At 54.4% G+C, this 21,217-nt stretch carries 26 protein-coding genes and 1 pseudogene; 1 reads left to right on the top strand and 26 read right to left on the bottom strand.

Features of this window, described 5'->3' with window-relative positions; all coding sequences use genetic code 11:
* Positions 1–798: 798 nt before the first annotated feature.
* The 17 genes and pseudogenes from Thiofri_RS00595 to Thiofri_RS00515 form a co-directional block, all read right to left on the bottom strand.
* Positions 799–1,239 carry a toxin-antitoxin system TumE family protein gene (locus tag Thiofri_RS00595; RefSeq protein ID WP_009149576.1) on the bottom strand — a complete coding sequence of 147 codons (441 nt, stop codon included), beginning with the start codon at positions 1,237–1,239 and terminating at the stop codon, positions 799–801.
* Complete coding sequence (locus Thiofri_RS00590; RefSeq protein WP_143741904.1) at positions 1,214–1,480, bottom strand: hypothetical protein; 267 nt, start codon at positions 1,478–1,480, stop codon at positions 1,214–1,216. The genes Thiofri_RS00595 and Thiofri_RS00590 overlap by 26 nt, the downstream gene beginning before the upstream one ends.
* A 32-nt stretch (positions 1,481–1,512) precedes the next feature.
* Positions 1,513–2,154: an RpnC/YadD family protein gene (locus tag Thiofri_RS00585; RefSeq protein WP_009149574.1), complete on the bottom strand. Its 642-nt coding sequence runs from the start codon at positions 2,152–2,154 to the stop codon at positions 1,513–1,515.
* Between the two features lie 24 nt (positions 2,155–2,178).
* Positions 2,179–2,979: a DUF2887 domain-containing protein gene (locus Thiofri_RS00580; protein WP_009149572.1), complete on the bottom strand. Its 801-nt coding sequence runs from the start codon at positions 2,977–2,979 to the stop codon at positions 2,179–2,181.
* A 101-nt stretch (positions 2,980–3,080) separates the two neighbouring features.
* Complete coding sequence (locus Thiofri_RS00575; RefSeq protein WP_009149571.1) at positions 3,081–3,263, bottom strand: hypothetical protein; 183 nt, start codon at positions 3,261–3,263, stop codon at positions 3,081–3,083.
* Between the two features lie 13 nt (positions 3,264–3,276).
* The gene (locus Thiofri_RS00570) at positions 3,277–3,375 is read right to left on the bottom strand and encodes a hypothetical protein (protein ID WP_407702954.1); all 99 of its coding nucleotides are present in this window, start codon (positions 3,373–3,375) and stop codon (positions 3,277–3,279) included.
* A 148-nt stretch (positions 3,376–3,523) separates the two neighbouring features.
* Positions 3,524–3,718 (bottom strand): hypothetical protein, encoded by a 195-nt coding sequence (locus Thiofri_RS00565; RefSeq protein WP_009149569.1) that lies wholly within the window; start codon positions 3,716–3,718, stop codon positions 3,524–3,526.
* On the bottom strand, positions 3,702–4,160 hold the full coding sequence (locus Thiofri_RS00560; RefSeq protein WP_009149567.1) for a type II toxin-antitoxin system VapC family toxin: 459 nt from the start codon (positions 4,158–4,160) through the stop codon (positions 3,702–3,704). The genes Thiofri_RS00565 and Thiofri_RS00560 overlap by 17 nt, the downstream gene beginning before the upstream one ends.
* A 638-nt stretch (positions 4,161–4,798) precedes the next feature.
* Positions 4,799–5,197: a sulfotransferase family protein gene (locus Thiofri_RS00555; protein ID WP_009149565.1), complete on the bottom strand. Its 399-nt coding sequence runs from the start codon at positions 5,195–5,197 to the stop codon at positions 4,799–4,801.
* A 44-nt stretch (positions 5,198–5,241) separates the two neighbouring features.
* The gene (locus Thiofri_RS00550) at positions 5,242–6,225 is read right to left on the bottom strand and encodes a KpsF/GutQ family sugar-phosphate isomerase (protein ID WP_323705782.1); all 984 of its coding nucleotides are present in this window, start codon (positions 6,223–6,225) and stop codon (positions 5,242–5,244) included.
* Positions 6,226–6,339: 114 nt separating this feature from the next.
* Entirely contained in the window at positions 6,340–6,636 is a 297-nt protein-coding gene (locus Thiofri_RS00545) for a cytidylyltransferase domain-containing protein (RefSeq protein ID WP_323705781.1), read from the bottom strand.
* A gap of 28 nt (positions 6,637–6,664) precedes the next feature.
* Positions 6,665–6,832: pseudogene (locus tag Thiofri_RS24625) on the bottom strand (hypothetical protein); the annotation flags it as partial.
* Between the two features lie 198 nt (positions 6,833–7,030).
* Positions 7,031–8,365, bottom strand: coding sequence for a group II intron reverse transcriptase/maturase (gene ltrA / locus Thiofri_RS00535; RefSeq protein WP_009149561.1), 1,335 nt, complete (start codon positions 8,363–8,365; stop codon positions 7,031–7,033).
* Positions 8,366–8,922: 557 nt separating this feature from the next.
* Complete coding sequence (locus Thiofri_RS00530) at positions 8,923–9,408, bottom strand: DUF3368 domain-containing protein (RefSeq protein ID WP_009149557.1); 486 nt, start codon at positions 9,406–9,408, stop codon at positions 8,923–8,925.
* Complete coding sequence (locus tag Thiofri_RS00525) at positions 9,408–9,665, bottom strand: UPF0175 family protein (protein ID WP_009149555.1); 258 nt, start codon at positions 9,663–9,665, stop codon at positions 9,408–9,410. The genes Thiofri_RS00530 and Thiofri_RS00525 overlap by 1 nt, the downstream gene beginning before the upstream one ends.
* A gap of 409 nt (positions 9,666–10,074) precedes the next feature.
* Positions 10,075–10,365 carry a helix-turn-helix domain-containing protein gene (locus Thiofri_RS00520; RefSeq protein WP_009149553.1) on the bottom strand — a complete coding sequence of 97 codons (291 nt, stop codon included), beginning with the start codon at positions 10,363–10,365 and terminating at the stop codon, positions 10,075–10,077.
* On the bottom strand, positions 10,358–10,681 hold the full coding sequence (locus Thiofri_RS00515) for a type II toxin-antitoxin system RelE/ParE family toxin (protein WP_323705780.1): 324 nt from the start codon (positions 10,679–10,681) through the stop codon (positions 10,358–10,360). The genes Thiofri_RS00520 and Thiofri_RS00515 overlap by 8 nt, the downstream gene beginning before the upstream one ends.
* Positions 10,682–10,831: 150 nt before the next feature.
* Between Thiofri_RS00515 and Thiofri_RS00510 the strand changes: the two genes are divergently transcribed.
* Positions 10,832–11,026, top strand: coding sequence for a hypothetical protein (locus Thiofri_RS00510; protein ID WP_040855998.1), 195 nt, complete (start codon positions 10,832–10,834; stop codon positions 11,024–11,026).
* Positions 11,027–11,405: 379 nt separating this feature from the next.
* On the opposite strand, the gene Thiofri_RS00505 is transcribed toward Thiofri_RS00510, so the two are convergent.
* The 9 genes from Thiofri_RS00505 to Thiofri_RS00465 form a co-directional block, all read right to left on the bottom strand.
* Positions 11,406–12,275 carry an RpnC/YadD family protein gene (locus tag Thiofri_RS00505; protein WP_009149549.1) on the bottom strand — a complete coding sequence of 290 codons (870 nt, stop codon included), beginning with the start codon at positions 12,273–12,275 and terminating at the stop codon, positions 11,406–11,408.
* Positions 12,276–12,406: 131 nt separating this feature from the next.
* Entirely contained in the window at positions 12,407–12,724 is a 318-nt protein-coding gene (locus Thiofri_RS00500; RefSeq protein ID WP_009149546.1) for a hypothetical protein, read from the bottom strand.
* A gap of 154 nt (positions 12,725–12,878) precedes the next feature.
* Positions 12,879–13,541 (bottom strand): SAM-dependent methyltransferase, encoded by a 663-nt coding sequence (locus Thiofri_RS00495; RefSeq protein WP_009149544.1) that lies wholly within the window; start codon positions 13,539–13,541, stop codon positions 12,879–12,881.
* 295 nt (positions 13,542–13,836) lie between these two features.
* Positions 13,837–14,586 (bottom strand): glycosyltransferase family protein, encoded by a 750-nt coding sequence (locus Thiofri_RS00490; protein ID WP_009149542.1) that lies wholly within the window; start codon positions 14,584–14,586, stop codon positions 13,837–13,839.
* Positions 14,583–16,166 carry a phosphotransferase gene (locus Thiofri_RS00485; RefSeq protein ID WP_009149540.1) on the bottom strand — a complete coding sequence of 528 codons (1,584 nt, stop codon included), beginning with the start codon at positions 16,164–16,166 and terminating at the stop codon, positions 14,583–14,585. Before Thiofri_RS00485 ends, Thiofri_RS00490 begins: the two co-directional genes overlap by 4 nt.
* Positions 16,167–16,243: 77 nt before the next feature.
* Positions 16,244–16,624, bottom strand: coding sequence for an HAD family hydrolase (locus tag Thiofri_RS00480; RefSeq protein WP_009149538.1), 381 nt, complete (start codon positions 16,622–16,624; stop codon positions 16,244–16,246).
* A gap of 36 nt (positions 16,625–16,660) precedes the next feature.
* Entirely contained in the window at positions 16,661–19,057 is a 2,397-nt protein-coding gene (locus Thiofri_RS00475; protein WP_009149536.1) for a glycosyltransferase family 61 protein, read from the bottom strand.
* 155 nt (positions 19,058–19,212) lie between these two features.
* Entirely contained in the window at positions 19,213–20,238 is a 1,026-nt protein-coding gene (locus Thiofri_RS00470) for a sulfotransferase (RefSeq protein ID WP_009149534.1), read from the bottom strand.
* Positions 20,235–21,215, bottom strand: coding sequence for a hypothetical protein (locus tag Thiofri_RS00465; protein ID WP_009149532.1), 981 nt, complete (start codon positions 21,213–21,215; stop codon positions 20,235–20,237). Before Thiofri_RS00465 ends, Thiofri_RS00470 begins: the two co-directional genes overlap by 4 nt.
* Positions 21,216–21,217: the final 2 nt, after the last annotated feature.

Genomic DNA, 21,217 nt, shown 5'->3' with positions numbered 1-21,217 from the left:
TCCTCGCAGAACCGGACTTGGAGTGTTACACCATCCGGCTCCCAGTTCAGGTCATTCACCAAGGAATGGGCTGTCTCAACCCATCAACACAGAAAGCCCTCCTTCCATCAGACCACCCATGTTTCTCGCGCTTGGCTCCATTGGTGTGAATCGCATCGGCTCTCGTTTTCACGCGCAGAGTCCTCTCGGTGTAGGGGCGTGTTAGACCAATGCAATCTCCCAAACCGCCACTCCTTTGCTCGACCCGCATTACCGGGCGTCATCGCTCATACGAGTGGCTCCGACTTCCAGCAACCACCGCCGATGTCCTCGTTGATTAGACTTGTTCATCGGTGCCCACCTCCCGCAGACCGGCTGTTGGATCTCCCTGGTTACCACGTGCTCTCAATGTAAGGCTCGATACGGCCTCGGACCCCGGGGAGTCTCCATGCCACTGACCTTGACGCGACATGGAGTGTTGCCTGCCGGGGGGACAAACCCGTCGGCACTCTCCGACAAATTCTTTTCGGGGCTCTACACCTTCAGGGGCGGCTTCACCCGCTACCTTTGCACCTCGCCTGTTTTCATGCCTACGCACCGACGCGTCAGTTACCCTTCGCGCCGTAAGGCTTGATACCGGGCTCGCGGCTCACGATTACCCAGGCGGGACTCTAACCCGCTAGAGCACGCGGCCTTGCCAGGCCGCACTGTCCCCGGATCTCCGATCTCTCGGATCTCCTGTCCCCGGATCTCTACTGATTAACCTTGGCCTCGGTGGGAGGGCTTGCCGCGGGGGAGAACCGCAAGGCGTTCTTTCGTTCAAGACGGATCTTGCGGTCGCGCCAACTCCAATTCTCCGATTTCCTGCAAAAGAAAAGGGATATTCGGCTGTTGAAAGCTTAACCCTGGGGCTGGAATCCGATGATGTTTGATATCGGGGTGAACATGCCGGTGATGAGGATGGGTATCGGTCAGTGTGGGATCATCCGGATGTGGCTGTGAATCATACCAATAGAGCAGCCGGCCTTCTTGCCAAACCTCATAGCCATACTCGCGAATCTTTCCCGGCGAGTGATCGAAAGTGAGCCGTTCACGCACGTTTAGGCGGATACCGTGGTCGAATTCGAGCTCGCCTCTCAGGACTGCCACCGTTGCACCACGACGAACGACGACCAAGGTCGAACGCCGGATAGCCGTAAACTGGCTTTCGAGGCCATAGATGAACGCCTCGTAATCAGCCAGCGATTGGAATGGATTCATGGCGGGCGGTGCGTTCCATCAGGTCGATGTAGCTCGAGACTTGCGCCGATTGGAGCAAGCGACGCGTTTCATTGCCAAACAATTCCATTCGCTCCTGAAGAATCTGATAAGAAGCAGCCCATTCGCTCCAGTCCAAAACCCACGATGAATCGGCCGGTTCTTCACCGTTGCAATAAGCCTCGTAGAACATCTCGGTTGGAACACCGAACTTGCGCTCGAAAACCAGCAGGTCTTCGCGCATGGCGTGGATGTCGCGGAGTACATCATCCAAGGTCATCTGATCACCTCTCTCTTATCTGAGACCAGCCGCCCATCAGGCCGCCGCTTGCTCCCGCCCGAGCAGTGCATCGGCCACCGCCTCGAGTCGGCGGCAGTGATGCGCTCGTAGTAGGCACCGACGCTGTCTGGACTGAATTTCGTCACAGACGGCATATGCTGTTGCTCCTCATAAGCATAGAGTGTTTGGCGGACGTCAACGCGACAGTCCCAGAGTGCGGTGCTGAACTGCTGGGGGCGAAAGCGCTGGTCGGTATCGGCCAAGACCGCAAGGCTGGCCACTGGCACCTGATAGCGGTCGCGGATCTTGTAGTGATAGGTGTACATGCGCTCGGCAAAGGCGGTTTCCGCTTCGCCTTGCACTTCGACATGGATCAGTACCCAGACCGCGGTGCCATCGCGCAAGGTGACGCCAACCAGCTTATCGGCATAGCGCTTGGTGGTCTTGGCCTCGCGCACCAGTTGCTGGAATTCCTTGTCGAGAAACTGCACCCCTTTGGACCAGTCGATCTCGGCATGCACCGTCGGGAACAGCAGCGCTAGGAACTCCGGGAAGAAGCGATCGAGGGCCTCCTTCCAGGGGCTGTCATCGTCGCGCTTGGGCGACGCGGTCTCGGCGCTGTGGCGATCGGCTGGCATGGTCTGAGGCTGAGTCGCCTGCCCTCAATGGCGCTCGCGCTGATCGCCGAGGAGATCCTCAACGCCCGTGGCATCGAAAATGCCATCCAGCCAGGTGTCGAGCTGCGCCTCAGGCGCCGCGGCAATGCGCTGCTCGGCCCAGGTGGGCAGCGGGCCGATCCTCTCACCCTTGGCAAAGATCGACTGATAGGCCTTGGTCTCCTCAAGCGGGGTCACGAGATTCAACATGGTCCAGATCTCCTCATCGGTATAGCGGCTGAAGCGTTCAAAAAACCAGAATTCCAACACTTCTGACAACGTCTCGCGGGTGTCTGCATCGAGCGGCGCTTGTTGGATCGTCTGCCAGAGCACCGGGGCGCGCTGCGTCAGCTCCGCATCCGTCTCGATGATCAGCGGGGCGAACACGGCAACATAGGGATTGTCGGGCTCACGCGCGAGCCACTCGCGCAAGAAACTGTCGAGACTGATGCAGCGGATCGGCGAGCCTGGGGCATGCACCCAGTGCGGTCGGTCCGGAATATCCGCCGCGCGCAGGAACACCGCCATGCCCAGCACTTCATGCTCGGGGTTCTCTTCGCCATAGAGCCCGATCTTGGCGGCGAGGTTGTACAGGGATTTAGCCTTGGGCTGGGCCTGAAACTCGACCACATAGGCAGGGCCTGAGTGGCCGTCGGGCGCGACCAGGCCATCGAGGCGGCGCTCTAGGCTTTTGATGGTCAGCGAGCAGACCTTGTAGGCGCCTTCGAGCTGCAGGCCACCGGTGAGCACTCGAAACGCCTCGGGGCCGCTGCGCAGAAACAGATAGATCGGGTGGTCGGTCTTCATGCACGTCAGAATAGTCGAAGACTGACCCGCTCGGATAGCGCGGGGGATTCGGTCAACGGTGACCGGAACTGCTGAAAGGCGTCCAGCGGAACTCGTGCGGATCAGCGCAGGGCATTCGGTATATATGTCCCCGGAATGCCGAGCAGTTTATCGTCCAACAATGAACTGAAAACGCCAGTGCAATAGGAAGAGTCGAGATGAATCGTACCCGTTAGTTCATCTGCAAACTTGACCGCAAGTGTGCGATTACCAGCAGGTTTAATTTCGATGACATCCCAATGCATGTTTATCTCCTGATTATTTCAAAGGCTCGATAGGCTTCGGGTGCTGCTTTATCTGACACAAATCCCAACTTTCCAGAAGATCCCGCTGGTGCAACTCAGCCCAGTCAAGCACCAATTGCGAAGCTCGACGGGGCAGATTTCCTTCACTGATCGGGCGCGGTGCTTCCTTGTTCTGGCACTTGTTTCAATCCGCACCGAGGAGCAAAAACGCGACCGCGCGTGGTGAATGCATGACCCCTTTGGTTTTATTGTCGATACCTTTAATTTACAGAATGCTCAGAATGCTCAGAATGCGAAAGCAGCCTATTTTCCCGCTGGCGCTCGCGTAAGGCGGCGGTGCGCTGGTGCCAAAATGCCAATTGCTCCTCCAGCGTCATTTTGTTGGTCAATTGCGCAACATATTCCGCACCGCGTTGTTTTAAGCGGACACACTCAGGCTCAGGGTTCGTTGTCATAGCGAATCACCTCCAACGGTGAAAAGATGCCAATCGGTCCATAGCCTTGCAGCGTATTGACCGCGTTATATTTCGGAATCTTGTCGAAATGAACAATGTGCTTGAAATTCCAACTGACGATCAGTTCACAAGCGGACACCGTGGCCATCGCTACATGCAGCGCATCATCGGTGGACTTGGTTGTGACCACCCCTGCTTGCAAGTAGGCCTGTTGCAGCAGCAGAACCTTGCCGTCGACTAAAGCAATCTCAGCCTCTGCCGTGTGGTGGAAAAAAGCGGCGCGAACAGCTTCGGGCGCAGGCTCAATCTCTGCTTCGACCAATGCGGAGGTGACCAAAACAAAGCGACCGGATTCGAATTCCTCAAACAGCGCTTGGCTGGCGTGGGCAAATTCAGGGTCGAACAAGCCACCAAAAACTGAAGTGTCAGCATAAATTCTCATTAAAATTCCATATCCGCCCGACTTTCACACCTGCCCCAGCACCGCGATGGCGGCGGCGCAAATAACAGGACAGACTTTTTGAGCGGAAGCTCGCTTTGCTCGCCGACAATGATCTGATTGCGCGAGCACCTGTAAGGCGAGCCAAAAATTTAACCTGCTTTTTTTTACGCTTTACAGCTTGACAGTAGAAATTAATTCGACCCCGGCCCCTTTAAATTTGTTTCGGTCTCGGCTGTCATGCGGTGAGTTTAGCCGAATTGGTGCAAGCAAGGATAGCCGTCAACCCGCCGGGTTCGGGTAGGGGCGGCGGCGCTGGCTGAGACCGCCGCACAAAAAAGCCCCCGAGGCGCGAACCACGGGGGCTGGAAGTGTGAAACCTGGTTAGGCGGGATCAGTCAGGGGCTGAGCGTCCTTGCCCGGGTGGCTCGGAAAATAAACCGAACCTAAGGCCCCTTAGATTATTTGATTATTTAGTCGCCAATCTGGTGAAAATCTTCTTGGGCAAGGGCCATAGGCTGTTCTCCTTCTGCGCGATCTCTGTAGCAGCGCTGCCGCACTCTGCCTTTTTCGATGCCGATTTGAGCAATGGAGGATATCAGAGTGCGAGCGTATCGCACGCTGTCCCACGCACCGAAAGGTCAAGGATCCTTCAGGCGATAGTCAAGGCGGGTGAGTAGGCTCATGAAAGGCTCGGAGTCGCGCGCTTCTTGCTCAAGTGCGGGCAGGTGCGGGCGACGTGGGCGGGGGCTGATCAGGTCGCCGCTGCGGCCGGTGTTGTCAGAGAGTTCGATGACCGCGAAAGTGTCGGTGAAATCCGGGTTGTAGCCGAGCGCCAGGGCCTCGCAGATGCGGGGCATGACGGCGGCGGGTTCGGCGACGAAGTCTTCGTAACGGATCAGCGGGCAGTCTGGGTAGGCGTCGAGAAAGGCGTGGACGCGCTGGACGATGTCGTGCAGCGTGGGCCGATCGGGGATGCTGTCGCTGAAGTGAAAGTGGCCGGGGACGAAGGGGCTGAGGGGGTCGACTTCGCTGAGCACCTGAGTGTTGGGTTGGGCGGCGATGCAGCGACTGATGTTCGAACTTACTTCAATTGACTCGCATCCTGAAGTTTCAAAATCCCCGTTAACACCCCTTGGTCATTCACTACCAGTAGCGCTGTCACACTGGCTTTCAGCATAATGTTTTCAGCGTCAGCAAACATTTCGGTTTCATTCACCGTCAGGGGCGAGCGTGTCATGATGTCGCTGGCCGTCAGGCTATCCATGCGGTCATGATGAAACAACGCTCGGCGCAAGTCACCATCGGTAATCACGCCCTTCAGTGCCCCGTTATCCACCACCACGCCAACGCCCAACCCGGCTTGGGTGATGGTCATGATCACATCCCGCAAGCTGTCTAAAGGTGCGCACAATGGCAGGTTAGCGTGCATCACATCCTTGATGCGTGTTAAGAGGCGTCGCCCAAGACTCCCGCCGGGATGGAAGATGGCAAAATCCTGGGGCTTGAAATGGCGGCGGTTGATCAAGGCGACCGCCAAGGCATCGCCCATCGCCAGCGTGACCGTGGTCGAAGTCGTCGGCGCGAGATTGTTCGGGCAGGCCTCGCGCTCAACGGAAATATCCAGCACCAGATCGGCGTTGCGACCCAAGGTCGACTGTGCATTCCCCACCAGTGCAATCGTCTTCACGCCAAAGTGACGCAGTGAGGGAATCAGGCGAATGATCTCTTCTGTCTCGCCGCTGTAGGAAATCAGAATCGCAACATCATCAGCCGTAAACATCCCCAGGTCACCGTGATAGGCCTCGGCAGGATGCACGGCAAAACTTGGCGTGCCGGTCGAGGCCAAGGTCGCCGCGATCTTGTTGCCGATAGCACCGGACTTGCCCATGCCAGAGACGATCACCCGCCCGGTTGTCTCGAGGATCAGATGAACGGCTTGATCGAAAACCCCATTCAGCCGCTCTGCCGTCGCCTCGAGCGCCTTGGCCTGGATCTGAAACACCTCTTTGGCAGCTTGAACGCTCGACAGAGCATCGCGCTCGTTTTTCGTGTTTTCTTTGTCCATACTCGCGACTTTCCGACCCCTTATTGCGCCATACCGGCGGCTACCCTATTAAACCCCGTCGCTGACTGGAAGACAGCCGCCTTGCCCTGCGCCTCCAGAATCGCATCAGCCAGCTCACGCAGCGCCGCCCTGCTGGCCGGCTAGCAAGGCACGCACGGCCTCCAGGCACGCTGGGGTATCCACACCCGGCCCAGTGTGCGCCACCTCAAAGGCGCGGATGTGCACCCCGGCCGCGAGCAAGCGCAACTGCTCCAGTTGCTCGGTCTGCTCCAACGCGCAGGCGGGCAAGGTGGCATAGCGCTCCAGCACCGACCGCCGATACGCATAGACCCCAACGTGCTTGAAAAAGCCCGGATGCCGCTCGCCATCGCGCGGGTAAGGTAATCGGTGCACGGCTGAAATAGAGCGCATGGCCCTGCTGTCCCAAGACCAGCTTGACTGCATTGGGATTCTGGGCCTCGTGCGGCGCAATGGCATGATACAGCGTGCCGACCGCGATGGACGGATCCGCCAGCATGCCCTGTGCCAGGCGCTCGATATCCGCTAGCCTGATCAGCGGCTCATCGCCTTGTAGATTGATGTAGATGGCGGCGTCGAGCGTCTCCATCACCTCGATCAGGCGCTCGGTGCCGGAGCGATGGGTTGACATGGTAAAATAAATTCAACCGGAGAGTAAGCCGGGGTCTTACCGTGTTTAGGTCAACGTTCGTTTTCTCTGTTTTCCGCCTGGTTTCCCGGCGGTGCCACGATATCTTGACCATGCGCAGCTCGACTCCCGGCTCCTCGCAGAACCGGACTTGGAGTGTTACACCATCCGGCTCCCAGCCTGAGCCATCCACCAAGGGACGGGGTAGAGATTATGGAGAATGCGTGCCTTGGGCAGCAGCAGCCGGATATACGCCGAGAACTGTTTCCAGTTCACCGAGCGCTTCTGACTTCGCCTGTTTAGCCATGTAAACAGCAGCCGTTGGGCAAAGTAGACGTAGCTCGACAGCCCGCGACTGTTACCGCTGACGCCATAGTACTGGATGTGTCCTTGCAGATGCCGCGCAAGGAAGGCCACCATGGCGTTCCCTCCCTCAGTACGCAAGTCCCGCAGGCGCGCGTTGAGGGCCTTGAGCTTCTTGCGCAGGCGCTTGCCGTCGGTTTTGCGACCGACCACAAAGCGCCCCGTCCGACTCCGACCCACGTAGTGGGTGAAACCAAGAAAACTGAAGGTGCGTGGTCCCTGGCATTGCACCCGCCGACGTCCGAGCATGGCACTGCCAAATTGCAGCAACGCCGTCTTGCTCGGCTCGATCTCCAGAGCGAACTCGGCCAAACGCGCAGGCATCTCGGTGAGAAATGCGCGGGCGTCGGCTTCGTACTCAAAGCAGGCCACAAAGTCATCGGCGTAGCGAATCAGGTAGGCCTTGCCCGCACACTGGCGTGCAAAACGCTTTTCGAACCAAAGGTCGAGAACGTAGTGCAGGTAGATATTACTTAACACGGGCGAGACCAATCCACCTTGCGGTGTCCCCTCGACGCTGGCTGTGAATACGCCATCGTCCATGATGCCGGCCTTCAGAAACCGTTGGATGATCCGTAGAAAGTTCGGATCGCCAATGCGGTGCTCCAGAAAGCGCAGCAGATGGGCATGGGAGACGTGGTCGAAGAAGCCTTTGATGTCGGCTTCAACCACCCATTGCGTCCGTTCGTTAGTGATGACCTCCGCGACCCGTCGCAGCGAATCGTGCGCACTGCGCCCAGGGCGAAAGCCATAGGAGCAGTCCCGAAACTCCGGCTCCCAAATGGCCTGCAAGATTTGGCTAAGACGATCCTGCACCAGACGATCCTCGAAACTCGGAACGCCCAGTGGGCGCATACGCCCATCTCCTTTCGGGATGTAGGTTCGCCGCACCGGTTGCGGCCTGTAGCCCAGTCGGCGTATCCGTGCCGATAAGTCCTCCAAGCGAGCCAATAGGCCCTTGGCATAGTCCTCCTTTCTTACCCCGTCAACTCCGGGCGCCTTGCGTCCGTCTTGCCGTCCGAAGCTCTCACGCAACCCCTCGGGATCAAACAGCAACCCCATCAGGGAGGTGAACCGCGTATGCAGTTCCTCGCGCGCCTTCAGTGTGAAACGCTTCAGTTTGGTTGTCACGCTCTTAGTCCTCTCAGCGTAGGGACGTGTGTCACTGTCACATTATCTCAGACCGCCACTCCTTTGCTCGTCCCGCATTACCGGGCGTCATCGCTCATACGAGTGGCTCCGACTTCCGTGCAACACCGCCGGCGTCCTCGCTTTTTACACTTGTTCGCCGGTGCCCGCTTCCCGCAGACCGATGCACGGATCTCCCTGGTTACCACGTGCTCTCAATGTCAGGCTCGATACGGCCTCGGACCCCGGGGAGTCTCCATGCCACTGACCTTGACGCGACATGCAGTGTTGCCTGCCGGGGGGCCAAACCCGTCGGCACTCTCCAACGTAATTTTCGGGGCTCTACACCTTCAGGGGCGGCTTCACCCGCTACCTTTGCACCTCGCCTGTTTTCGTGCCTACGCATGGACGCGTCTGTTACCATTCGTGCCCCAAGGCTCGATACTGGGCTCGCGGCTCACGATTACCCAGGCGGGACTCTAACCCGCTAGAACACGCGGCCTTGCCAGGCCGCACTGACCCCCCTTATGATTCTACAGCTTCGTTATGGTGAGTGCCGTTTACGGGAGTCGGTCACCTATTTCTCCGAGTCGTTCACCCAGACGGTCGATCAATCCCTGACTGTAATAGATACCTTGGCCACGCATCGCAGCGGCCGCTTCCCGGAAAGATGGGATGAAGCCGCTTGCTTTTGCCTTGACGAGAATGCCCAGGGTTCCAGTCACGCGCAGTCCAAGGTATTCGGCCAAGCTGCGCGCACGGCGTTCATCGATCACGACGAGGTCACTACCGTGGTGACGAGCCAGCAAAATCGTCTGCTTTTCGCCGCGATCCAGATCCAAGATCATCGACTCATCCGATGGCAAATCGGGATACAAATTCACCCAAGGCAGGCGCTGTAGGGCGGGTACCGAGATCGGCCCACCCCGGGCGCATTCCTCTGCCACGGCTTGCGCCACTGCGATGTCTCCGAGAACCAGATGCAGCAGGTCGAGTCGGTCAATGCTCGCCAGCGCGATGAAGGGCGTCGTATTGCAGAACACCATTACAACAACGCCGTCTCGCGTCGGAAATCTTCCTCAGTGTCCTCCAGCAATTCGGCACCGGCGGCCATCGCCAGCAGCAGAAAATGCACGCGCGGCATACCAAGCCACTGGGCCGCTAACCCAGAGGACAAACGCCCTTCCCGAAACAACGCCATGGCGGCATCTCGTTGCACGCGCTCGGCGAGTTCTCGCGAGTTCATGTGCAGACTGAGCATGACCTCAGGCGGGCAGGCGATTTCAACGGTGTTTGACATCATTAACCCACATCCTTCCTGTCAACTCCGGACTTGGAGGAACAGCTCCGTCGCCGATCATAACCAACCTCGCCGGGTTCGGGTAGGGGCGGCGGCGCTGGCTGAGACCGCCGCATAAAAAAGCCCCCGAGGGGTGAACCTCGGGGGCTGGACTGGAAGTGTGAAACCTAGTTAGGCGGGATCAGTCAGGGGCTAAAAAATAAACCGACCCCGGCGGCCCCTTTGATTGTTTTCCTCGGCAAAAAAGCAAGCCGCGCGGTTGTGGCCGCGCTGGATGACGTGGTGCGGGTAGTCGGCAATGTGCAGGCGCGGGCGTCTTGCTGCCCGGTCAGCTCCTTGCCGACCGAAACCGCATTGCTGCGGCACACACACTTATCCTGACACTGAGGGGCGAGCAGGGGCTGAACACCAGCTACGCATGTATCGCCGAGAGCGCGTCAGGGTTGGCCTCGACGATCTTGAGTAAAGCCCGGGCAGGACCTGCCGGACGCACTCGGTGCTGCTCCCAGTTCTGCAGCGTCTTGGGCTTGACGCCGATCAGATAGGCAAAACGGCTCTGCGACAGCCCGGTGCGCTCGCGGATCGCCTTGACGTCGGGATCGGGAAACTCCAGGACGCGCAAGCCAGCCAACTTCTCGCCACGCATATGGCAGCCCATGTCACGCACACTGTCCAGCAACTCGTCGAACTGTTTGTCATTCATCTCGAATCTCCGCTTGCATCACAACAGACAACCGCCGCAACTGATCCTGTGTCAGGTCGGCAGCGACATTCTTCGCGTAGGCATAGAGCAAGTAGCACCGCTCCTTGCTCATCCAGTGGTAGTAGATCACCCGGGCGCCGCCTCGCTTTCCCCGTCCGGGCAGCGGAACACGCAGCTTGCGCAGTCCCCGACTACCGGGAATCAGGGCGCCGGCAGCAGGGTTTTCCAGCAAGGTGTTCTGCAACTCGGAGATATCCTCATCCGAAAACAGATCGGCTGCACAACGGACGAAGATCGGAAGTTCCACAAAAAGCATGGGCGCATTATCCGCTAGAAGCGGATGGTCGAGCAAGCTGAGAACATGTCGAAAAAGTCGGCGCTGGCGGGGCGGCGATAAAAAACCTCCGCAGCCTGGTGAGCGACGGAGGGGGGCGGGTGCTTGCGCCCTCGGTGGGTTGAGGGTCAGATGCGCTGGGTTGAGAACAAAGACGACGCTCTCAGTCATTGGGCGCGGGGTCTCAAGCAGCGCCGTCATGCCAATGTCGCCGTGGTTGCGATGGCCAACAAGCTCGTGCGCATCGCTTGGGCGGTGATGACCACCGGCAAGGCCTTCGATGCGGCGCGCGGCGCCTTAGCGAAGCCTGCGGCCGTTACCGCGTAACGCCCTATCGGCCACGAACCCTTCCGCTTAACCTGCCCTGATCGGGCATCAACCGAGTTCCACACCACGAGTTGCGAAGAGAGAAAGTCACTGTAATGGCATGAAAGGTACGACCGCCTCGCTGAAAACCTGACGGGGACAGCAGCCAGCTTAAGCTGAGACTGATATCCTGATTGAGGACGGCGGGGTACGCGAATTCCATTAGGGCACGGGGATCGACTTCGATGATGATCCCGCTAACGATGCCGGATAGTTGGCCGCAACGTTTCCTTCTACCAAACAGCGATTTTCCTCTTGCATCGCGGGGCGGACCATATATGTCCCCGGATCTCCCCGGATCTCGGGTCGGTTGATTGATTGTTCCAGCGCTCCCGGTGCCTCAGTGGAAAATGGTCTCCGGCGTCTCGGCAGTGAGGACACGACCCAACCAAGTGTCCAGTTGCTCCAGCTCGGCGGTTTCTATGCGCTCGCGGTGCGCTTGCACGACCTCGGGGCCGAATTTTTGATCGAGCTGGCGCAGTAATGTCCTGGCTTCGCCCTGCTGCACTCCCTGGTCAATAAATCGATCAGCAAACGCGCTCATGGTTTCAGTCTCCTCGGCATAGTGTTGTTGGTAGCGCTGGCGTTCAGTCTCGTCCAGGTTGGCATAGATGTCGACAAAGTCGAGGTATTTGATCTGGCGCTCGCGGTCGGGTTCCAGGGTGCGCAGACCGCGCACCGCTTGGGCGTAGACCTCGACCTTCTCCTCGGGCGCATAGCGCATGTTGGGCAGGTTCAACCGTGCGACCAGGTTGGGGCTGTCGAAATAATCCCGGGCCTTGAGCCCAAACAACGGCCAGGCGAGATAGCTGAACTGAAGATAATCGCGCGTGTCGCTGCCCAGGGTGAGTGTTTCATCGAACTTGCCGGGGTGGAGGAAGATCACTACGGGTACCACGCGCTCGGTGTGGTACAGCTCGGCCAAGTCCAGGCAATAATGTGCCAGGCGATGGATCGAGAAGCGCTTGGGCTCGGTTTCTTCCTCAAAGACAAACAGCAGCGCCTGGCGGCGTCCATCAGGCCATTCGAGCAGCAGCGGCACATCCAGCTCGCGAAAGCGATCACCCAAACGTTCCTTGAGTTGCTCCTCGCGCAGCGGCAGGATTCGCACCTCCTCGCCCAGCCGCGCCACTTCGCTGGCGGCGGCAAACTCAATGGCCTGGCGTGGGTAGTCGAGAATAAGGTTCTTGAAGTTTTGATCGTGGCTCATGGTTGCCCCTGGCAGCGCGCGCCGGTATCAGGCTCCGGGGTGTCGGCTGTCATGGGGGGAGTGTAGCCGATTCGGGGGCGGGGGCGGGAGTGTGAGGAGCTTAGCCGGCCCCTACGCGATTCGGAGCGCCTTTAAGGGTTGACTTGGAAAAACAATTCGAGCCTGGCCCCTTTAGCCCAGCGCGGCAGACCGCCAACGATGCGCTTAATCGCCGCGTCGTTGACCGCCTGCTGGCAGCTGCCATCGTCGGCGAGTACCTGCGCCAGAAACATCGACAATGTCTCCGTCGGCGGAAACACCCGTTCGCGATGCGCCGGCAAGAGCGCTTCGACTCCGTCGAGCAGTTGCGAACTGGTCAACACGTTGAAGAACGCGTAGGAGTCGGTCTCCTCGGCGCGACGCTGAATCTGTTTCTGTTGCTCCAAGCCCGGGCGATGGTTAGCATGCATGAAGGCTGGCTCCTCGGGTGGTTGGTTTGATTTGGCGATTTCACCGTATCACCCTAGCTGCCAGCCTTCCCCAATTGTTTTCAAGCCCTTGCGCTTATCTTAGTGCCACTCGACCCAGGCCCCTTTAATTTCCTAGAGTTAGGGGAACTTATCATTATTTTTTGTTTATCAATATTGTAGATTTGTATATACTGACACTCTCAATATCTTTTGCCATTTGTCGCTGCATTGGAGTTGGCTTGGACAACTCGAAAGACGGATGGTGTCTCCCACCGCCACATACTAAGAAATTTATAGTAGAAAAATATGTATAAGCATCTTCATAAGAATTTGCATAATTTTCATTTTCACGAAGGGGGCTAAAACTTGTATGAATATCTTCAACAATGTAACACCCCCCCTTTTCAACTGTTTTAAAGAGCACCTCAAAAGCCAATATTTGATGAGCCCATTTGTGAGATGCATCATCAATAATAATTCGGTTAGCAGGGTATTTTTTAGCTAGTAACAACAGAAAATCCAAATCTCCTGAGTTTCCAATCTCAATGGTTACTCTACTACTTTGGCATTCAAGAGTATCTGGCCGTAAATCCACCCCTACTATATGGGCCTCTGCGAAATAATCCATCCAAACCAATAGGGATTTACCTTTCTTTTGCTTCGGGCCTACTCCAAGCTCTAGCAAACTAAATTTATCCTCTCTGAATTTCGAAAAAAAAAGCTCGTAAAACGCTAGATAGTTATGAGACTTGCTTGATTTATCTGTCTTATGTTTTCTCCCAAGATCATCAAGACTATAATTGCTTTCAAAATTCATGGTATTTTTATCCTCACATCTCTTGTTAAAAGATCATCTTGCAAAACCGAACTAAACCCCGACCAAAGAGGGCACATCGTTTAAGGCGTAACCGGTTTCGAAAGAATGCCGTTATCTGGTCTGGACTCGTCATACACAATATCATAATTATAAAAAACCTCCACACAAAGCGCAAGAATTTTTAAAAACCCCTGATTAAGCCATTATGCTATATTAAAGCAGTCTTTTAGATGCGATGAACAAAGTTCCGGCGGGGCTGAACTTTCATCAATAACACCAATAAGTGCGGCCCGACTCACACCCCCTCTCGCGCCAGGAGAAGCTCGTATTCGGCGGGCACACCACAGAAATCCAGTAGAGAAAGATCGCATAGGACATAGTGAAACACCATGCCTCGGTCAATACCGAGCTGATAGAGCGGCGCGACAAATAGCTCACCGCCCTTCCAACAGGTCGTCTCAAGCCGCAACTGTTCGGCGTAAAGCTCACCGAAGATCTCGACCGACTCGAAGTGATAGAGACCGTTGGAGCACAGTGGGGAAATTCGCTCTTTCTCCCGCACCAGCTTGGCCCGCCCCATCGGAGAATCGTTGTCATCTTCGGGCAAGACGAACGACCAATGTGTGCCCTCGCCATGAAAGACCTCAAGATAACCCGAAGAGCCTTCAGCAAACTCGGTGCGCCGGAAGTCGTGACGCACGGTGTCGACGTTGAAGATCGTCAAGGCACCATCGCGATCAATGCTCGCACCCTTCAAGCCCAGTGCCACAGTCTCGGCTTGCCCCCTAGTTGGGGTATCGAGCACGACGATGCCGAAATCCTCTTTCGAAAAGCCGAGCGCTTCCAGTTGTCCACGCACAAAAATTGGGGTGTCGTCGTCTGCCCGGCAGATAAACAGAAACGGCTCAACGCCGATGTAGCGCCCGAACCCTTCAACCACATGGCGAAATACGGATTTCCCACCGTATTTCAGCATGTATTTCGGCTTATCGTAGCCCGCCTTGAAAAAACGGCTGCTCAGGCCAGCCATCGGAAACAGAATCATGAGTCACTCCATCTCTGGTAGCAAAGCAGGCCCGTTGCAAGAAGTGCATATTGGCGAGCCCCGTCATCAGAATGGAGCGGCAGCATCGACAGAAACAGCATCGTGCAGAATGCCAGCGCCTGTTTTCGGGGCAAGCCGAATTCATCAAGGATCAGCCTCTCGAACAATTCGCGAATTTCGTCTAGATTTTGGAGTTCGTCGATATGGAAATCCAAGGTTGCACCGTCACCTTTCTGCAGGCGATAGCGATTGCCGATGATGGAATCGTAGCCACCATAAACGGAATGGGCGAGTTTAGCGAGGTCGTAGCGGATGTCGCCCCAAACCGAATAGTCACCGCCTACCAGCCCACGCGGATCGACACAGACCACGCGTTCAGAACGAATGTCGTAGAACATGTTTCCAAAGAAGAGATCGCCATGCCAATAGGAGATATCCTCGGCCTTTGTCATGTCAATCTCAGCAAGCGTCTCAGCGAGAACGATATGCAGCGGCGGGAAGACAGTACCGTTGACCGTGAAGGATGTATAAGGAGGGATCTGGAACTGGTCAACGAACTGTTCAAGCCGCTCAATCGATTTCCTGCGCACCAGATCTTCAAAAAATGTCGCTGCAAACTCCGGTTGCGCCTCGGGCATCGAGCGCTCGGGCCGATGCTGCTGACAATGGTGCAAGAATTCGGCAACGCTACTAAAAATCCGCAACCAATTGCGCGGCGGCAGCCGACCTAGGGTGAACAAATCACTTAGTGTCGGGAGGTACATGTATTCCAGGCTGTAGCCTGCGCTTCCATCCCTCGACGTCTCTCCCATAAAGCGCGGGCAATGTAGCGCCAAATTAGCCGGCAGGGCGCAATACCAGTTCGCCTCCGCACGAATCTTGCGCGTATCCGCAGAGAATTTTGACAGCACGTTGTCCTCGACCGTGACCGAGTTGAAGGCACGCGCAACCAGGAGCTTCTTTTTGGACTGGTAGAACAGCGAGACATGACCAAAATCCAGCCACAGTTCCGGCTCGAAGCACTTCAAACTCATATCGCGTGCATAGGCATTGAACGCAGCGTCGAGCGAGAGGCCACGCGCGAGCGCGGCAAAGCCTTGGGGGTCAGAGAGAGAATAGTAACCGCAACTTACGAAATTGCTGCGACCGAGTGCGCTAGGCTGTTCGCTGAACACAGGCCCCTCGGTATCGACATACATCCAGTCATGACTGGTGCGAGCAACTTTAATGGCTCCAGCATCGACTAAACGCCTCTGTTCGACATCAAGCGAGACCAGCGTATCCCCAAACATGACATGTAGTGGTCCTCCGGGGCGGATTTCCTCAATCGCTCGCACGAGGGACTCGAGGACCGAGCATTCCTTGGGTAGAAAAAGCAGATTGATGCCGAGTTTTTTGAATCGCTGTGCGTCGACATCCGGTGGATAAAAATCGATTGGGAGGGTGAGAAATTTCGGCGTATCTAAGGGAAAGCCGGCGAATTGCAGTTCGTAGAGACAACCTGAACCAGTCGGCAGAAAGGTTGGCGGGATGAACCCAAACTCACTGCGCATCTCATTGTCGATATAGGCGGACGACATTACCAACAGTGTCACGATGCCCCCTATTAATGTCGATAACAGAATGCTATTTGCCGCGCACCCAAACGAAAGCCTTCCTAATCCGCATTCCCGGCTGAAATCAGCTTGCAGATTTCTTCGTATGAGTAGCGCAGGAATTCATCGGGCCGAACCGCCTTGTCGTCGACATAAAACCCCTCGAAACCGCACCAAGGCTTACCGGTCCAGATCTCGTCATAGGGTACGTCATGACGTTTAAGCCAATCGATCAGGATAGGTAGCGTGTGTGCGTTAATTTTACCGATATTGCCGTCGTAAGTGCGCATATTGCGCGCAGTCGACAGCACAACCTCAAACCCCTCGGCTCGGTAAGCGCGCAGCCTTGCAATGACCTCAAGATTTGGCGCGACGGACTCGTATGTTGTGTCAGGATGGGAGATAGTGAGCGTTTCATCGACATCTATGATAAGGCGTTTCACGGCTGTTTCCTGTAGAAAATCAGAGCCCCAGTTTTTTTACTGTTCGCATTTTATCTTGTACTCTCTATACTTTCTCCCAATAAATTGTCCGTGCGGTTTAATTATTTTCGCCAGCAACATTAACTTTAATGCTTTTTTCAGATCTCTTGATTCTAAGCTGACTGCTTCATCTCTAAATGTATTTGCAAAGCGGCTTGGTAAATGCTTAGTATTCTCATCGCCTAGCAATACTTCGAGAACTGAATCGTTTAAACCTTCATCCGCAAGTAATTTTTCAGCTTTCTTTCTAACAAATAGCCTTAAGCATCTAGGTACTTCAAGAAAACGCAATAGATTTGATCGCATTTGAGCGCTTAATGGCCCGAATTTTTCTAGCTGATCCATAGAGGAAATATCCAAAGAATCGAAAAGATAATAAAGATCTTCAAAAAGAATGTAATTTTTAAATTTAATGTCTTTATATGCGAAGTCAGCAAAAAGCAAATATTTTAACGACGATGCCGGATCCTTAGCTTTAGACATTAAGGACTTATATCGAAAATATGCAATTTTTCCGTCAGTATCAAGATCACTGACCGAGACATTATCATGCAAAATCGATCTAAAAAGGTCGCTTTCTTCTGCAACCTCTTCAAGCGTAACTCGCTCTTTATCTGATTGAAATTTCGACTTGACGGGCGTTATAAACTGAGGTTTTTTCTGCTTTATCTTCAAAGCCTTTAGGTGACGATCAAGTTCCGTATGTATCCAACTCCAGGATTTAGACGCATCATGGGATATCGCCTTCGAGAACAAAGCACAGTAATCATCCATCACATCTGTACAACCATAAGCCATACCGTCATCTGCATAGTTTTCCTGATCGCCTGCTCCAGGTAGATATACAGCCCTTTCAGATAGATTAATTTCTTTTTCCATATTAAATCGAATTGAAAGACCCGGCCTTAACACCACCACTAAATCATACCTACCCCGATCCCTTTCTATTTTCTTCTTAATCTCATTGCAACGCCATCGCCTGTAAAGCATTCTTATTGAGTTTGAGTCGCTCTTTGTTCTTTTAAATTCGAGGTCCAGATTTTCATCTTCAATATCGTATATGGCATTTGGAAAAAGCGCTTTGAGTTCATTTTCAAATTCAGGACCATTATGTGTTCGGAGTCGCTGATAAGTCATCGGAAAATGTACCCACAAATTCTTCCCATAATATCCAGGAGGAATAATTTTTGCTAAAGTTGGTTCAAAAACTCGCTTTAGCTGACCAACTCCTAAAGCACCATCTACTTTTTTGCCGGCTTTTTTCCACAAACTAAAGATTATAGTCACTCGGTAGTTAGACGGAAGTGCATTTATCTCTTCAGAAAGCTCAACAAACCCACGCATTCCTCGAAGTTGGCCACTCACACACAAACAAATATTCATCAGTTTTTTTTCCTTCACGCAGCTTTCTCTGCATGAAATGTCGTTATGACTATCTGACACAAAAATTTTAGCTTCAGACATCATATCACGAAAAACATCATTTACACGGATCTCGAACAGGTTTTTAATATGAGTATCACCAAGATAGTTTTTTAAGCTCGTCTGAATAAGCCCTTTACCTGCTGCGATCGTATCATAGTTGGCATTAGCATCTCGTCTTCTTATAATTATCACTTTACATGTTGGCTTTTTTAAGAATAGCAAGTTGTGAAATGCTGAACCTTCAATTCCTGCGATCACCTTGCTTCTGCTAAGTACATCCAGCTGGTTTTTAACACTATGTTTTTCTGGGTTAAGAATTAACCAGTTAGCTTGTTCTAATTTATCTTCTAGATTTTTTTCATTTGAATAACTTTGCACTCCATTTTTGAGCGCAGATCTTGATAACCATAAATACTCAATATCTTGAGGCTTTTTATTCTCAAATTTGCCAAGGAGATTAAAGTAAAAAGGATGTGAAAACAATCTTATTTGGTACGAAGGTTGCGGTATTAAAATAGACGAAAATCGCGTTGGCTTATCGCAAAATATCATTTCCGAAGAATTTATTCCGATAATGTCAAATATTTCTTTTTGCCAGGATTTAAGCTCATTTTTTTGACAAGACCATGCAATTGGCAATTTGTATTTATCGTACGCCCACAATCGTGACAAGCTTTCAAGTATGAAATGTCCATAATGAAACACAAGAACACCTCCATAAATGACATCTATTTTCCGATCATGCCAGTTATCACATGACAAAATATCAAATTCGTTAGCAGACCAGACAATATACTCTGGCCCATTAGGTTCATACTTCCGACGAAGATATGCTTCTGCAATCGGTATATTATTCTCATCAAGAACACCGCATTGCCGTGATTTACTTTGCGTTTTACATAATGGAATCACCCATCCATTAGGTATTACATTAGTGCCTAGATTATTTTGACTTACAATTTTAGTCACTATTCAATCCTATGGAATCAGGTCTTAAACTCTTGGCTATCTTGCAGATCGTAAACTTATCTGGGGTGATTGCGATCATGCTGCCCATGGTAGAGACATGCTATTGGCTAAATTTAATTGCGCCCTCGAAATTGTGAGGAGCGATTGAACAGGTGTCATGAAAGAGTACCGCCTACTTCGCCGACATATTCCTTAACCGCCCGTTGAATCGCTGATCGATTTGGAAGATCGTCTAAACGAGATACAGTGTAAGACGTCCGCCCAGAGTATGGACTGACAGCGGCTTGCATACCGAGCTTTAAAACAATCTGGTCATAAAATGACTTGGGGTCAGCGCAAAACGCCTCATAATCCACGTTTAGCTTTCGGTGCTCGGCCACGTCTTCAAGACCGGATGTGACGGCGCGGTTGATGGCCAGCACTTGGCCGGCGACTTGGGGGATGGGGTCGAGCGTGCGCAGTTCCTCGTATTCGGGGATCTTGAACGAGTACCAAGCGGTTTCGCTGCCCAATTGACGCTTGCGGGCGTCGAGGACGGAGGCGACATTGGCGACAGGGTCGCGCTGGATGTGGATGAAGAGCACTTGGTCGAACAGCGCATCGAGGAAGGGAATATTGTAATTGAATAGCATCGCCTTGGTGGCGAAGGGTTTTTGGAACACCGTTATGAGGCCGGCGAGTTCGGCCAGCAGGGTGCGGATGTCCATGCCTTGACGGAGTTCGTCGTCGAGCCAGACATCGCGGCTGGGCTCGGGCAGGAACCGACGCCAGAAATACCAAAATTCGTTGGGGGCCAGCACGCCTTGGGTCTTGCCGTTTTCGGAGTGATAGGCGATCTGCTGGAGGAATTCTCCCAGCTCATTGCGAAAGTTGTAGCGCGGATCGGTCAGCAACAGTTGGATTTTAGCGCCGATGATGGGCGCTTGATAGAAGCGGGAGAGCAAGTTGGTGGGATAGGCGACTAAGCCGGTGTTGGCCAGCCATTGCATGAACAGGGTGGTTCCGCTGCGCATCGGGCCCATTACCAGGATGATGGGGTGTGATGGCGGCACCGGTTCGGCAAGATAGGCCTGCTCTGACTGCCATAGGGTGGCATTGAGGTCTTTCAGCAGGGTCTCCAGTGCGACATTCCTTGAAAAGAGCGCGGTTCGTGCGGTGATGCTGTTGGGTTCTGTGTTCATCGGTGTGCCAAGATTGCAGTGGCGATCCGTTCCATGTCCTCATTCCCGTAGCGCTGATCGATGGGTAGCGGAAGCAGGTTGTTGACCAGACTGTTTGCCCTGTGGGGTGCCAGTCGCTCCAATGCCTCGGGCCAGTAGGTGGCGATAAACAGCCGCTGGCGGATGAGCGCTTGACGCAGACCGGGTTGATCGGATCGATAGGGGTAGCACAGCGGGATGTCGGTGTCTTTCATGGCGGCAAACGACTGCTGGTCAGCGCCCAAACGGCTGTGCAGGTATTGAAAGTTCGCGCGGCGTTTGGCGCGCACCGCGTCAAAATCGATGGACGACAGGATGCGCGCGGACAACGGGGACAGGCGCTTGGGTTCCGGATCATCCAGGCTGTGCTCGGCGTGCTGATAGGCGGTGTAGCCGGCTTCTGGCGTGTCGCCAAGGCGCCGGAGCAGATGGGACATGCGCGCGAAGGCGTCCTGATCGATGTGGGTGGATTGCGGCACGGGGATTTGACTGTGCAGCAAGCCGCCGTCTGGAACGCCGAAGAATTTGCGCGGTGAATAGAGGGTGGCCAGTGCTTGTGGCGATGGTGGCGCGAAAAAGGCCTGAGAATAATCCAGGATGATCTGCTCTGGTGGGAAACGTTGCAAGAGGTCATCAACAGGCTTGCTACAGAGGCCGAAGTAGTTGACGTACACTAACCAGTCGCCGGTTTGGAGTTGGATGGCCGGATCCACTTGCCAGTGCTCGGTCAGATCGTACCAAGCGTAGGCCATGCCGGCGCGCATCAGTGGGGCGAGCATGGCGTTGCAAATGTACTTGGGCAGCCAGACCCTGTTGGGACGACCCGCGCGCAGCAACGCGAGAAAAGCGGCTCTGGCGGACTGAAAGCCCTGCAAGCCGTTGTGAGGCAGTGCTCGCGGCGGTGGGAGTTCCAGCTCGAAATAGCCGCCAATGGGCTGCGTAGTGCTATTTGAATACAATG

This window comes from Thiorhodovibrio frisius (assembly GCF_033954835.1).
GTDB classification, from domain to species: Bacteria; Pseudomonadota; Gammaproteobacteria; order Chromatiales; family Chromatiaceae; genus Thiorhodovibrio; species Thiorhodovibrio frisius.
The sequence above is the reverse complement of the archived record's forward strand: the minus strand, read 5'-3'. Positions and strand labels throughout refer to the sequence as shown.

Coding starts and splice junctions, on each gene's coding strand:
- Thiofri_RS00595 (WP_009149576.1), bottom strand. CDS start 1,239: ATGAATCCATTCCAATCGCTGGCTGATTACGAGGCGTTCATCTATGGC.
- Thiofri_RS00590 (WP_143741904.1), bottom strand. CDS start 1,480: ATGCGCGAAGACCTGCTGGTTTTCGAGCGCAAGTTCGGTGTTCCAACC.
- Thiofri_RS00585 (WP_009149574.1), bottom strand. CDS start 2,154: ATGCCAGCCGATCGCCACAGCGCCGAGACCGCGTCGCCCAAGCGCGAC.
- Thiofri_RS00580 (WP_009149572.1), bottom strand. CDS start 2,979: ATGAAGACCGACCACCCGATCTATCTGTTTCTGCGCAGCGGCCCCGAG.
- Thiofri_RS00575 (WP_009149571.1), bottom strand. CDS start 3,263: ATGCATTGGGATGTCATCGAAATTAAACCTGCTGGTAATCGCACACTT.
- Thiofri_RS00565 (WP_009149569.1), bottom strand. CDS start 3,718: ATGACAACGAACCCTGAGCCTGAGTGTGTCCGCTTAAAACAACGCGGT.
- Thiofri_RS00560 (WP_009149567.1), bottom strand. CDS start 4,160: ATGAGAATTTATGCTGACACTTCAGTTTTTGGTGGCTTGTTCGACCCT.
- Thiofri_RS00550 (WP_323705782.1), bottom strand. CDS start 6,225: ATGGACAAAGAAAACACGAAAAACGAGCGCGATGCTCTGTCGAGCGTT.
- Thiofri_RS00545 (WP_323705781.1), bottom strand. CDS start 6,636: ATGCGCTCTATTTCAGCCGTGCACCGATTACCTTACCCGCGCGATGGC.
- Thiofri_RS00530 (WP_009149557.1), bottom strand. CDS start 9,408: ATGGTGTTCTGCAATACGACGCCCTTCATCGCGCTGGCGAGCATTGAC.
- Thiofri_RS00525 (WP_009149555.1), bottom strand. CDS start 9,665: ATGATGTCAAACACCGTTGAAATCGCCTGCCCGCCTGAGGTCATGCTC.
- Thiofri_RS00520 (WP_009149553.1), bottom strand. CDS start 10,365: ATGAATGACAAACAGTTCGACGAGTTGCTGGACAGTGTGCGTGACATG.
- Thiofri_RS00515 (WP_323705780.1), bottom strand. CDS start 10,681: ATGCTTTTTGTGGAACTTCCGATCTTCGTCCGTTGTGCAGCCGATCTG.
- Thiofri_RS00510 (WP_040855998.1), top strand. CDS start 10,832: ATGCGCTGGGTTGAGAACAAAGACGACGCTCTCAGTCATTGGGCGCGG.
- Thiofri_RS00505 (WP_009149549.1), bottom strand. CDS start 12,275: ATGAGCCACGATCAAAACTTCAAGAACCTTATTCTCGACTACCCACGC.
- Thiofri_RS00500 (WP_009149546.1), bottom strand. CDS start 12,724: ATGCATGCTAACCATCGCCCGGGCTTGGAGCAACAGAAACAGATTCAG.
- Thiofri_RS00495 (WP_009149544.1), bottom strand. CDS start 13,541: ATGAATTTTGAAAGCAATTATAGTCTTGATGATCTTGGGAGAAAACAT.
- Thiofri_RS00490 (WP_009149542.1), bottom strand. CDS start 14,586: ATGATTCTGTTTCCGATGGCTGGCCTGAGCAGCCGTTTTTTCAAGGCG.
- Thiofri_RS00485 (WP_009149540.1), bottom strand. CDS start 16,166: ATGTCGTCCGCCTATATCGACAATGAGATGCGCAGTGAGTTTGGGTTC.
- Thiofri_RS00470 (WP_009149534.1), bottom strand. CDS start 20,238: ATGAACACAGAACCCAACAGCATCACCGCACGAACCGCGCTCTTTTCA.